The following is an 11,632-nucleotide window of genomic DNA, read 5'->3' on the forward strand; positions in this document are numbered from 1 at the left end:
CCCGGCCCCGTGCTCGCCGAGGCGGCGGACCGGATCGCCGCCACGAGCCTGGGCCGGGTCCCCGCCGTGGCGGTGAGCGGGAGAACGGGAGCGGGACTGCCCGAGCTGCGGGCCGAGCTCGTCGCCCTGGGCGCTCGGCTTCCGGAGCCGGACACCCACGCCGACGTGCGGTTGTGGATCGACCGCTCGTTCACCGTCAAGGGCGCCGGCACGGTGGTCACGGGCACGCTGGGAGCCGGCACGGTGTCCGTGGGCGACGAGCTGGTCGTCGGCGGACGTCGGTGCGTGGTGCGGGGCCTCCAGTCACTCGGGACCGGCCACGACACGGTGCGGGCCGTGGCGCGCGTGGCGGTGAACCTGCGCGGCGTCGAGCACCGCGAGCTCGCCCGGGGCGATGCTCTGCTGACGCCGGGCGCCTGGCGGCACACGAGCGAGGCCGACGTCCGGCTGCGCGGCGAGAAGGCCGAGAGCCTGCACCGCGAACTGGTCGCGCACCTCGGAGCGGCGGCCGTCCCGTGCCGCATCCGTCCGCTCGCGACCGATCTGGTGCGGTTGTCGTTCGCCAGGGAGCTACCGCTGCGCGCCGGTGACCGCGGACTGCTGCGCGACCCGGGCGAACACAGCGTGCCCGCCGGGTTCGACGTCCTGGACCCGCGACCGCCGGTCCTGCGACGTCGCGGTGCGGCCCGGGCCCGAGCGGTGGAGCTGGCCGATCCCGCTGCCGCCTACGTCCGCCGTCACGGTGCCGTCGACGTCACCGAGCTGCACGCGCTCGGCTGGGAGGTCCCGGGCACACGGGTGGACCGGTGGGCGGTCGCCGAGGACCTGCCGCGGAGACTCGCGACGCGCGTGCGGGAACACGTCGCCGACTGGCACGAGCGGCACCCGCTGTCGGCGGGCCTGCCCGCCGAATCGCTGCGGAGCGCGCTCGACGTGCCCGACCCCCTTCTCGACGCCGCCGTCGCCGCTGCCGGGCTCCGCGTCCGCGACGGTGTCGTGCTCGACCCGGCACGCACGCCGAGCCTGCCCGAGTCCGTCGAGTCGGCCGTGCGGGTGCTCGAACGCCGATTCGCCCGCGACCCCTTCGTCGCCCCCGAGGCGCACGACCTCGCGAAAGCCGGGCTCGGCCCGAAACACCTCGCCGCCGCCGAACGCGCGGGCAGACTGCTCCGGATCGCGGACGGCGTGGTGCTCGGCCCGACAGTGCTGGACGAGGCCGTCCGGGTGCTCTCCGGCCTGCCCGAACCGTTCACCGTCAGCGAGGCCCGGCGCGCCCTCGGCACCACCCGCCGCGTCGCGGTCCCCCTGCTCGAACGCCTCGACGCCGTCGGCCGCACCCGCCGGGCGGCCGACGGCACCCGGACGCTGCGCCGCCCTCACACGTGATCGCGCGGCACCGAGGTGTGCCAGTTGCGGGAGAACACGCGCTGCTCGCCTTCGTAGGCGTCGAGGCGGGCGTGCACGACGAACTCCGTCGGCGTGCAACTGAGCGTGGTGTGCGTGACCGTGGCGACGTCCCACTCGCCGCGCGTGAACCGCATCGTCCAGTCGACGGTGCCGCGCACCGATTCGAAGTCGTCGGCCACCCAGTCGTAACGTTCGTCCGCCCGCCTGCGCACGTCCAGATCGATGTCGTCGAAGTGCAGGACACCCAGGTCCTTGACCACTTCCAGCGCCGACCGGTAGTCCACCAGATCGCGCGACACGGTCCACCGGCTGTCACCGGGCTGCAGCCGTCGCACGGGCGTGGGAGGCGCTCCCTCGGGCTCGCCGAACGGGGCGAGACTCTGCTCGCCGTCGCGCATCGGCCTCACCGGCAATGTCACCGAGCTCCGGCTCGCGAACACCGTCAGCCGCACCGGTTCCGGCGGCGGCCACGCCAACGGCCAGTACGACGTGGACACGGCGATGCGCACGCGGTGCCCCGCCGGGAACGCCTGAGCGACGCCGTTCAGCGGCACGTCGACCCGGTACGGCCGGTGCGGTTCGAGCGGTTCCGGTCGGTCGTGGCCGTCGCGATGGGTCAGGTTCAACAGGCCGTAGCTCACCCGCGTCGCGCGGCCCTCCGGGGACACGTCCGACAACCGCACCGTCACCATCGCGTTCGGCCGGTCGCAGCTCAGCTCCAGGTGCACGACCGGTGAGCCGAGGATCTCGTGCCGCTCGGTGAGCACGTCGGTGTCGAACACCAGCGACCCACCGTCCTCCTCACGCTGGTCGTAGGGCAGGTCCGGTGGGGCGTTGTACGAGCACCACTTGCCCGCGAACTGCCCCACCGACAGCGGTGACTCGATCGTGAGCGGTTCCCCTTCCTCACGGACGCCACGGACGCCGTCGTCGGGCACCGGTTCCTTGGCGAGCCGGTTGCGCTGCAACACGAAGTCGGTGTGCTCGATATTCGGGGACGGCCACGACGGCTCACCGATCCAGCGCCCCGGCCGCTGTTCGTAGGCGGTGGCGGGTTTGGCGCTCTCCTGCATCCAGATGCACAGCATGGGCTCGTCCATCACGCCGTTGTCGACGCCCCGTAACCAGTGGTCCCACCAGCGCACCAGCTCCTGGAGGAACCCGATGGCCGGGCCCGGTTTGCCGAGGTGCGGGTACTTGTGCGACCACGGCCCGATCAGTCCCTTGCGCGGCACGTCGAGATTGCGCAGCAGCCGGAAGACGGAGTTCGAGTAGCCGTCGGCCCACCCGCTCACCGCCAACACCGGGCACCCCACGGCCGAGTAGTCCTCGCACACCGAGCCGTGCCGCCAGTAGTCGTCACGGCGCTGGTGGCGCAGCCACTCCACCAGCCACGGCTCGCAGTGCTCCAGCCGTTCCCACCACATGTCCCGCCACCGGGAGCCCACGACCGCCGGGTCGGGCGGGCACGAGTTGTAGGCGAACATGGTCGACGCCCACGACAGGTTGTCCGAGAGCAGGCACCCGCCCATGTAGTGCACGTCGTCGGCGTAGCGGTCGTCGGTGGACGACAGGGTCGCGATCGCCTTGAGGCTCGGCGGCCGGCGCGCCGCGATCTGCAGGGCGTTGAACCCGCCCCACGAGATGCCCATCATCGCCGTACTGCCGTCACACCACGGCTGCTCCGCGAGCCACGCCAGCACTTCCTCACCGTCGCGCAGTTCCTGTTCCAGGTACTCGTCGGCGAGGACGCCGTCGCTGTTGCCGCTGCCCCGCAGATCCACCCGCACGCCCGCGTAGCCGTGTCCGGCCAGATAGGGGTGGTGGATCGAGTCCCGCTGGAACGTCAGATCGTTCAACCGGTACGGGATGAACTCCAGGATCGCGGGCACCGGCTCGTCGTCGGAGGACACCGGTCGCCACACCCGGGCCGACAACCGGGTCCCGTCCGACAGCGGAATCCACACGTGATCGTCCCTGCGGACGGGGTGCGGCAGCGAGGTGACTGTACGCACGGCGAAACCTCCGTCAGCCGTCGTCGATCTCGAAACGCAGCGCGGACACGCAGCGTTCGTACTTGTCGACCAGCTCCTGCTGGCTGTCCGCCGACACGTGGATGTCGGCCAGTTCGTAGCTGTAGCTGTCGCGGGCGTACTGCTCCGACAGTCGGGCGCCCCGCTCCGTGGTGAGGTCGATGACGACGTCGCCGACCTCGCGTTCGAGCTTCTCGATCTCCTCGGGACTCGGCACGCGCCGCACCACACCGTCGGTGAACCGGCGCACGAACCACTTCGCCGCCACGGCCGCCCGGCCCTCACCCCGCGGCATGTGCGGCGGCCGACCGAGCGCGAGAGTGACCATGCAGTGCAGGTGCGACATGCCGTCGACCGCCTCGAACAGCCGGGCGTGCGACTGCGACAACCGGGGATTGACCTCCAGCAGCCACACCCGGTCCGACGCGGTGTCGACGAAGAACTCGATGTCGAAGGTCGTCGACCGCAGCCCCATCCGGGCGACGACGGCCTTGGCGACGTCGGACACGCGCCGCTGCAGATGGGCGGGCAGCGTGGACGGGTACTGGTAGCGCAGGAAGCACGACGTCCCGGGGTAACACACCGAGTCCACGACGCCGTAGACGTGCGGCTCGTGATGGTGCCGGTAGCCCTCCACCGTGACCTGCGCGCCGCAGACCGCCTCCTCCGCCAGACACGCCTGCGCGCCCACGTCGGCCACTTCGGGCGGCAGCGACACGCGCCGCAGCACCGCGTCGAACGGGCCGCCGACCTGGGCCACCCCCGCCCGGATCTCGCCGACCGCGCTGGCCAGTTCCTTCTCGTCACCGACCTGGTAGGCGAGCTTCGACGACGTCGACTTCACCGGCTTCAGCCACACCGGGAACTCCAGGCCGTCCGGCAACCGCGGCGGCGTGGCGGCGAGGTCCACGAGACCGAACCGGGGGCACGCGTCGGTGACCTTCGTCTGCTCCAGCCTGCTCCAGTACTTGTGCTCGCACTTCACGATCGACTCAAGGCTGGTGCTCGGCAGCCCGTACCGCTCGCACAGCACGGGAATCAGCGAGGTGACCGGGAAGTCCCAGTAGCCGGTGACCGCGTCCACGGGGCCGTCGAAGGCGTCCAGCTGCTGGCGGGCCTCCTCCAGGCAGCGCCGGAAATCGGTGTAGCCGATCCGCAGGTCCTCGACCTTCAACAGCGCGTGGAACCGGTAGTCGGCGGCATCGGGGAGCCGGCGCAGCAGTTCCTCGTTGCCCTCGTCGAGCCCGAGCACGAAGACGTTCTCGGTCACCGGCCACCTCCCGCGGGCAGCGACTCGTCCGCGCTCAGGGTGACCCGGGTCGTGCGGCGTAAACCGGTGGCCCGTCCTAACGCACGCCACGCGGGCGGAACTGGATGCTGATGCGCGGGCCCGCGGGCTTGCCGGTCTTGGGGACGGCGTGTTCCCAGGTGCGCTGGCACGAACCGCCCATCACGAGCAGGTCGCCGTGGCCGAGTTGGTATCGCAGGGTGGCGCCTCCGCCGAACCGCGGCCGCAGCAGCAGCGCCCGCGACGCGCCGACCGACAGGATCGCCACCATGGTGTCCTCGCGGCGACCGCGGCCGATGCGGTCGCCGTGCCACGCGACGCTGTCGCGGCCGTCGCGGTAGTAGCACAGCCCTGCCGTGCGGAACTGCTCGCCGAGCTCGTCTTCGTACTGCGCGGTCAGCGCCGAACGGGCCGCCTCGAGCACGGGATCGGGCAGCCGGTCGTGCTCACCGTAGAAGCACAGCAGCCTGGGGACGTCGACCGTCTGGTCGTACATGACGCGACGCTCCGCCCGCCACGGGACGCGCTCGGCCAGCCGCTCGAAGAGCACGTCGGCCCCCGACAGCCATCCGGGCAGCACGTCGATCCAGGCGCCGTGGGCGAGCTCGGTCCGTCGCACGCCGTCCAGCGGGCGCAGTGACGGCTCGTCACCCGGGACGAGCGAGTCGAACAGCGATCCCTGAAGTGCGAGGTCCATGCAGCAAGACTAACCCGATTCGAACAAGTGTTCTACCCTGCGCCGTGTCCGCGCCTTGCGTACGCGTGTCCGCACTTCCCGTACGCGTGTCCGCGAGTTGCGTACCTGTGTCCGCGCTTCGTGGTCGCGCGCTCGGCCGGCCGTCGTACGGAAACCGCGGACACGCGTGCACAGATCGCGGACACGACGTCGCAGCTCGCGGACACGCCGGGAAGGGGCGTGGAATGGTGGGCCCGGCACGGCTGTTGACGACAGTGGACGCCCACGACGACAGGAGACATCAGTGGCGACAGTCGAACTGACCAGCGAGAACTTCAACGAGATCGTCGGCGCGCCGGGCACGGTGTTCGTCGACTTCTGGGCGTCGTGGTGTGGGCCGTGCCGGACCTTCGCGCCGGTGTTCGAGCAGGCCTCGGAAGAGCACCCCGACATCACCTTCGGCAAGGTCGACACCGAGGCGCAGGTCGAACTGGCGCAGGCGTTCGGCATCTCCTCGATTCCGACGCTGCTCGCCGTCCGCGACGGCGTGGTGCTCTACGCCGAGCCCGGAGCGTTGCCCGCTCCGGCGTTCTCCGAGCTCATCGACAAGGTTCAGCAGGTCGACATGGACGAGGTTCGCGCCGAGATCGAGCGCGCGAGCTGACGTGAGCCGGGTGGGCGCTCGCGATCGAGGACTGCCGTCGGCGATCGCGAGCGCCTACACTGGCAGCATGCGTGGACCCCGTCCGGTCACCGAGGTGCCCGACGTCGTCGGTCTCGGCGCCGACGACGCGTGTGACATCGTGCGCAGGGCCGGTCTGAACCCGGTGCCGCCGGATGGCGGAGAGCTGCCGATGTCCGGCATCGTGACCGCGCAACGTCCCATCGGCGCGGCCGGAGCGGTGGAGGGCGCCGAGGTGATCCTGTGGGTCCATCCCGGCAAGGAAGCGCCCGTCGGGGCCGCGACCACAGGCCCCCTGGAGTCGGCTTCGCCGGACTGATTCGGCGCCGTCGCTCAGCGAACGGGGACGCGCTCGGACAGTGTCGTGCCCCACTCTCGCGCGCGATCGAACTCGCCGTCGGCGAGCGGGCCGAGCGTGTCGACCACGAGGAAGTGCTGAACGGCGGCGACCAGCTCGACGGGTGCGCCGCGCAGTCGCTTCGCCACTCCCTTGGCCGCCGACCCCGGCAGGCGAGGCTTGGCGATCTTGGTGTCGAACACGGCCAGCCGCACGTGCGACGGCACCCGGACGCGCTCCACCCATTCCCGCATCCCGTCGTGCCGCGACACGAGTGCCGTGTTCGCAGCGAGGGCGCGCTGTGCGGCGTCCTCGCGTGTGGCGGCCCTGCTCATCCCGAACGCGTGCGTCGGTGCGCCGAGGACCAGCAGGTCGATGTCCGAGGCCAGCTCGTCGGGAGCCGCCCCGACCTCCACGACACCGACATCTCCCCGGAGGCCCTCGGCGATCGCCTCGGCGACCGCGCGGGTGTTGCCGAACATCGATTCGTAGACCACCAGCGACCGCATGCCGTCATGATGTCCCTCCGCACGGCGGCGCGGCCAGAGTCCTAGGACTCCGAGCTGTCACACCGTCGTCCTCACCCCGTGTGAACGACTGGTGAGCGGGGTACTTGACGGTCCGGCACCACACACGGTGCGATGAGGTGACGGTCTGTGGATCGGGAGGACATCGTGCCGACGAGACAGCACGTTCGAGCGCTGCTCGAGCAGGGGCTCGACTACCGCGAGGTGGCGCGGCGACTCGGCATCTCGCCGGGGTTGGCCTACCTGATCGCGACCGGCCTTCCCGCCGACGGGGGAGACGCTCCGGCTCCCGAGGAGGGACGCCGACGCGGTCTCGTGTCCGGGAGCCAGGTGCTGGCGCAGCCGCCGACGGACAATCCGGAGGCGAGCGACGTCGTTCGGCGGTGGCTGGCCGACCGTGTCGCGGGCGATGCCCGGATGCGTGGACGTTGACTCCGTGGTTCGATCGAGGGAACACGCGATCACGCGAGCGATCCGGCTGACGAGGCGAGGGGAACGCGATGGCGCGAGGGCAGTGGAAGCAGTGGATCGAGAGCTGGCCGGTCTACCGGCAGTTCACCGACGGTGATCGCACGGGCCGGGGCGCGGCGGCCAAGAGCAAGGTCAGCGAGTCCCTCCTCGCGCGTACGACCGGCGCCGACAAGGTCGTGAAGTCGATCTGCCCGTACTGCGCGGTCGGCTGCGGTCAGAACGTGTTCGTCAAGGACGGCAAGGTCACGCACATCGAGGGTGACCCGGACTCGCCCGTCAGCCGGGGCAAGCTGTGTCCCAAGGGCTCGGCGAGTCTGCAGCTGACCACCGGATCGACGCGGCACTACCAGGTGCTGTACCGCAGGCCGTACGGCACCGAGTGGGAGAGCCTCGACCTCGACACGGCGATGGACATGATCGCCGACCGGATGCTGGACGCCCGGGAGGCGGGCTGGCAGTCCGAGGTGGATGGTGTGATCACCAACCACACGCTGGGCTTCGCCAGTCTGGGCGGTGCCACGCTGGACAACGAGGAGAACTACCTCCTCAAGAAGCTCTACACGGCGTTGGGCGCTATCCAGGTCGAGAACCAGGCCCGTATTTGACACTCGTCCACGGTTCCCAGTCTGGGAACCTCCTTCGGTCGCGGTGGTGCGACGACCTTCCAGCAGGACCTGGCCAACGCCGACTGCATCGTCATCCAGGGCTCGAACATGGCCGAGTGCCATCCCGTGGGTTTCCAGTGGGTGATGGAGGCGAAGGCGCGGGGCGCCACGGTGATCCACGTCGACCCGCGCTTCACGCGCACCAGTGCGCTGGCGGACCTGCACGTGCCGCTGCGCGCGGGCAGTGACATCGCGTTCCTCGGCGGCATCATCCGCTACGTCCTGGAGAACGAGCGGTACTTCCAGGACTACATGCTCGCCTACACCAACGCGGCGTCGATCGTCAGCGAGGATTTCGTCGACACCGAGGACCTCGACGGCCTGTTCTCCGGGTTCGACCGCGAGAAGCGCATGTACGACGTGTCGTCGTGGCAGTACCAGGGTGCGCGGGTGCGCCCGGCGTCGGGGCAGCCCGACCAGCTCCAGCAGGACCGGAGTGTGTCCGAGGCCGCCAGGGGAGAGGCGCACGGTTCGGGCGGACCGGAGATCGGCTACGAACCCGAGACCGACCCGACGCTGACTCATCCGCGCTGCGTCTTCCAGATCCTCAAGCGGCACTTCGCGCGTTACACCCCGGACGTCGTGGAGCAGATCTGCGGTGTGCCCCAGGAGACCTTCCTGAAGGTCTGCGAGACGCTCGCCGACAACTCCGGCCGCGACCGCACCAGCGCGTTCGCGTACGCGGTCGGGTGGACGCAGCACACGGTCGGCGTCCAGTACATCCGCACGGCGGCGATCCTGCAGTTGCTGCTGGGCAACATCGGGCGGCCGGGCGGGGGCATCCTCGCGTTGCGCGGGCACGCCTCCATCCAGGGCTCGACCGACATCCCGACGTTGTTCAACCTGCTCCCCGGCTACCTGCCGATGCCGCACGCGAGGAGTGACCTCAGCCTCGACACGTTCGTCGAGGCGGAGAGCGCGCACAAGGGCTATTGGGGCGACCTCCGGTCGTACCTGGTGAGCCTGCTGAAGGCGTGGTGGGGCCCGGCGGCGACGCCCGACAACGACTTCTGCTTCGACTACCTGCCTCGGTTGACGGGCAGCCACGGCACGTACGAGACGGTGATCGAGCAGATGAAGGGCACCTGCAAGGGCTACCTGCTGCTCGGCGAGAACCCGGCGGTCGGGTCCGCCGACGCGAAGGCGCAGCGGATGGGCATGGCCAACCTCGACTGGCTGGTCGTCCGCGACTTCTCGATGATCGAGAGCGCCACGTGGTGGAAGGACGGTCCGGAGATCGAGAGTGGGGAGCTGAAGACCACCGACATCGCCACCGAGGTGTTCTTCCTGCCCGCGGCCACCCACACCGAGAAGGACGGCAGCTTCACCAACACGCAGCGACTGCTGCAGTGGCACTACCAGGCCGTCGAACCGGCGGGGGACGCGCGCAGCGACCTGTGGTTCGCCTACCACCTCGGCCGCATCATCCGCGAGAAGCTCGCTGGTTCCGAGCGGGAACGGGATCGACCGATCCTCGATCTGACGTGGGACTACCCGACCAAGGGCCCGCACGACGAGCCCGAGGCCGAGGCCGTGCTCGCCGAGATCAACGGGTACGACTCGCAGGCCCGGCCGCTGTCGCGTTACCAGGAGTTGGAGCCCGACGGATCGACGGCGTGCGGCTGCTGGATCTACTGCGGTGTCTACGCCGACGGCGTGAACCAGGCGGCGCGGCGCAAGCCGTCGTCCGAACAGGACTGGGTCGCCGCCGAGTGGGCTTGGGCCTGGCCGTTGAACCGGCGCATCCTCTACAACCGCGCCTCCGCCGACCCCGATGGCAGGCCGTGGAGCGAGCGCAAGTCCTACGTGTGGTGGGACGCCGAGCAGGGCCGGTGGACGGGCCACGACGTACCGGACTTCGACGGCACAAAGCCTCCGGACTTCGTCCCGGACCCGGACGCGACCGGGCCCGACGCGCTGTCGGGTGTCGACGCGTTCGTGATGCAGTCCGACGGCAAGGCGTGGCTGTACGCGCCCGCCGGACTCACCGACGGGCCGCTGCCCACGCACTACGAGCCGCAGGAGTCACCGTTTTCGAACCTGCTCTACGGCCAGCAGCGCAACCCGGTGCGGGACGTGCTGCAGCACGAGTACGCCCGCTACCAACCCAGCGGTGCGCAGCCCGGTTCGGAGGTGTTCCCGTACGTCTCCACGACCTACCGGCTCACCGAACACCACACGGCGGGTGGCATGTCCCGGTGGCAGGCCTACCTGTCGGAGCTGCAGCCGGAGTTCTTCTGCGAGGTCTCGCCGCAACTCGCGGCCGAGCGCGGGCTGGAGCATCTGGGCTGGGCGACGATCGTCTCGGCTCGGGCCGCCATCGAGGCGCGTGTGCTCGTCACCGAGCGCATGTCCCCGTTGCGGATCCAGGGCCGGACACTGCACCAGATCGGGTTGCCGTACCACTGGGGTCCGAACGGCATCTCCACCGGCGACGCGGCCAACGAGCTGGCGGGCATGGCACTCGACTCCAACGTGCACATCCAGGAGGTGAAGGCGCTGGCCTGCGACATCCGGCCGGGACGGCGGCCGCGAGGACCGGCCCGTGTGGCGCTGGTCGAGGAGTACCGCCGGCGCGCGGGGATCACGGACGAGACGGGGACCGAGGTGTGACATGAGCAGTGCCGCGACCGAACCGGCCGGCCGGACCGGCTACGTCGACCACCCGCCCCGCATGGGCTTCTTCACCGACACGACGGTGTGCATCGGGTGCAAGGCCTGCGAGGTGGCGTGCAAGGAATGGAACGCCGTGCCCGACGACGGCCAGGAGCTCACGGGCATGTCGTACGACAACACCGTCGGGCTCGGTGCCAACACCTGGCGGCACGTGGCGTTCATCGAGCAACGCAAGCCGCTCGGCGTGGCCCAGACCGACCTGCATGCCGACACCGACGTGCTCGCACTGGCCGAGCAGGGGTCGGGCACCCCGCCGACGGAGGCCGGCATGACCCCGACCGCCCCCGGCATGGAGGGCGAGTTCCGCTGGCTCATGGCCTCGGACGTCTGCAAGCACTGCACGGAGGCCGCGTGCCTGGACGTGTGTCCCACCGGGGCGCTGTTCCGCACCGAGTTCAGCACGGTCGTGGTGCAGGAGGACATCTGCAACGGGTGCGGCTACTGCATCCCCGCCTGCCCGTTCGGGGTGATCGACCAGCGCAAGGGCGACGGCAGGGCCTGGAAGTGCACGCTCTGCTACGACCGGCTGGGCAACGGACTCGAACCCGCCTGCGCCAAGGCCTGCCCCACCGACTCGATCCAGTTCGGGCCCCTGGACGAACTGCGCGAGCGGGCGGCCCGCCGCGTGGGGCAGCTCCACGACGCCGGGATCTCGGACGCACGCCTGTACGGCGCCGACCCCGACGACGGTGTCGGCGGTGACGGGGCGTTCTTCCTGCTGCTGGACGAGCCCGAGGTGTACGGCCTGCCGCCGGACCCCGTCGTCACCACGCGCGACCTGCCGCGGATGTGGCGGCACGTCGGGTCGGCGGCGGCGACGCTGATCGCGGGTGCCGTGGCGGCCTTCCTCGGCGGACGAAGGGGTTGACG

Annotated in this window: 10 protein-coding genes; 6 read left to right on the top strand and 4 right to left on the bottom strand. The window is 70.6% G+C overall.

The genetic code is table 11. From position 1 onward, the window contains the following. The coding region (locus SACAZDRAFT_RS22135; protein ID WP_005437808.1) for a selenocysteine-specific translation elongation factor at positions 1 to 1,386 on the top strand (1,386 nt) is incomplete at its 5' end. On the opposite strand, the gene SACAZDRAFT_RS01005 is transcribed toward SACAZDRAFT_RS22135, so the two are convergent. The 3 genes from SACAZDRAFT_RS01005 to SACAZDRAFT_RS01015 form a co-directional block, all read right to left on the bottom strand. Further along, positions 1,377 to 3,422: a CocE/NonD family hydrolase gene (locus SACAZDRAFT_RS01005; RefSeq protein ID WP_005437809.1), complete on the bottom strand. Its 2,046-nt coding sequence runs from the start codon at positions 3,420 to 3,422 to the stop codon at positions 1,377 to 1,379. The genes SACAZDRAFT_RS22135 and SACAZDRAFT_RS01005 overlap by 10 nt on opposite strands. Before the next feature lie 13 nt (positions 3,423 to 3,435). Next, a complete protein-coding gene (locus SACAZDRAFT_RS01010) occupies positions 3,436 to 4,710 on the bottom strand; it encodes an ATP-grasp domain-containing protein (RefSeq protein ID WP_005437810.1) in 1,275 nt (424 codons plus the stop codon). A 76-nt stretch (positions 4,711 to 4,786) separates the two neighbouring features. Continuing rightward, positions 4,787 to 5,425, bottom strand: a complete 639-nt coding sequence (locus tag SACAZDRAFT_RS01015) for an alpha-ketoglutarate-dependent dioxygenase AlkB (protein ID WP_005437811.1) — start codon at positions 5,423 to 5,425, stop codon at positions 4,787 to 4,789. Positions 5,426 to 5,708: 283 nt separating this feature from the next. On the opposite strand from SACAZDRAFT_RS01015, the gene trxA reads away from it, so the two are divergent. Further along, positions 5,709 to 6,068, top strand: coding sequence for a thioredoxin (trxA, locus tag SACAZDRAFT_RS01020; RefSeq protein WP_005437813.1), 360 nt, complete (start codon positions 5,709 to 5,711; stop codon positions 6,066 to 6,068). Between the two features lie 67 nt (positions 6,069 to 6,135). Next, complete coding sequence (locus SACAZDRAFT_RS01025; RefSeq protein WP_005437815.1) at positions 6,136 to 6,405, top strand: PASTA domain-containing protein; 270 nt, start codon at positions 6,136 to 6,138, stop codon at positions 6,403 to 6,405. 14 nt (positions 6,406 to 6,419) lie between these two features. Here SACAZDRAFT_RS01025 and SACAZDRAFT_RS01030 read toward each other — a convergent pair whose 3' ends face one another. Next, positions 6,420 to 6,932: a flavodoxin family protein gene (locus tag SACAZDRAFT_RS01030; RefSeq protein WP_005437817.1), complete on the bottom strand. Its 513-nt coding sequence runs from the start codon at positions 6,930 to 6,932 to the stop codon at positions 6,420 to 6,422. A 147-nt stretch (positions 6,933 to 7,079) separates the two neighbouring features. Between SACAZDRAFT_RS01030 and SACAZDRAFT_RS01035 the strand changes: the two genes are divergently transcribed. From SACAZDRAFT_RS01035 to SACAZDRAFT_RS01050, 3 genes are all read left to right on the top strand, one after another. Then, positions 7,080 to 7,382 carry a hypothetical protein gene (locus SACAZDRAFT_RS01035; RefSeq protein ID WP_005437819.1) on the top strand — a complete coding sequence of 101 codons (303 nt, stop codon included), beginning with the start codon at positions 7,080 to 7,082 and terminating at the stop codon, positions 7,380 to 7,382. Between the two features lie 68 nt (positions 7,383 to 7,450). Next, positions 7,451 to 10,699, top strand: coding sequence for a formate dehydrogenase (gene fdh / locus SACAZDRAFT_RS01045; RefSeq protein ID WP_005437821.1), 3,249 nt, complete (start codon positions 7,451 to 7,453; stop codon positions 10,697 to 10,699). 1 nt (position 10,700) lies between these two features. After that, on the top strand, positions 10,701 to 11,630 hold the full coding sequence (locus SACAZDRAFT_RS01050) for a 4Fe-4S dicluster domain-containing protein (RefSeq protein WP_005437823.1): 930 nt from the start codon (positions 10,701 to 10,703) through the stop codon (positions 11,628 to 11,630). The last annotated feature ends 2 nt before the right edge of the window (positions 11,631 to 11,632 follow it).

It is taken from the genome of Saccharomonospora azurea NA-128, assembly GCF_000231055.2.
Lineage (GTDB): Bacteria > Actinomycetota > Actinomycetes > Mycobacteriales > Pseudonocardiaceae > Saccharomonospora > Saccharomonospora azurea.

What these genes read in the sequence shown, in the direction of transcription:
- SACAZDRAFT_RS01015 (WP_005437811.1), bottom strand. Translation starts at nt 5,425, where the DNA reads ATGGACCTCGCACTTCAGGGATCGCTGTTCGACTCGCTCGTCCCGGGT.
- SACAZDRAFT_RS01025 (WP_005437815.1), top strand. Translation starts at nt 6,136, where the DNA reads ATGCGTGGACCCCGTCCGGTCACCGAGGTGCCCGACGTCGTCGGTCTC.
- SACAZDRAFT_RS01050 (WP_005437823.1), top strand. Translation starts at nt 10,701, where the DNA reads ATGAGCAGTGCCGCGACCGAACCGGCCGGCCGGACCGGCTACGTCGAC.
- SACAZDRAFT_RS01030 (WP_005437817.1), bottom strand. Translation starts at nt 6,932, where the DNA reads ATGCGGTCGCTGGTGGTCTACGAATCGATGTTCGGCAACACCCGCGCG.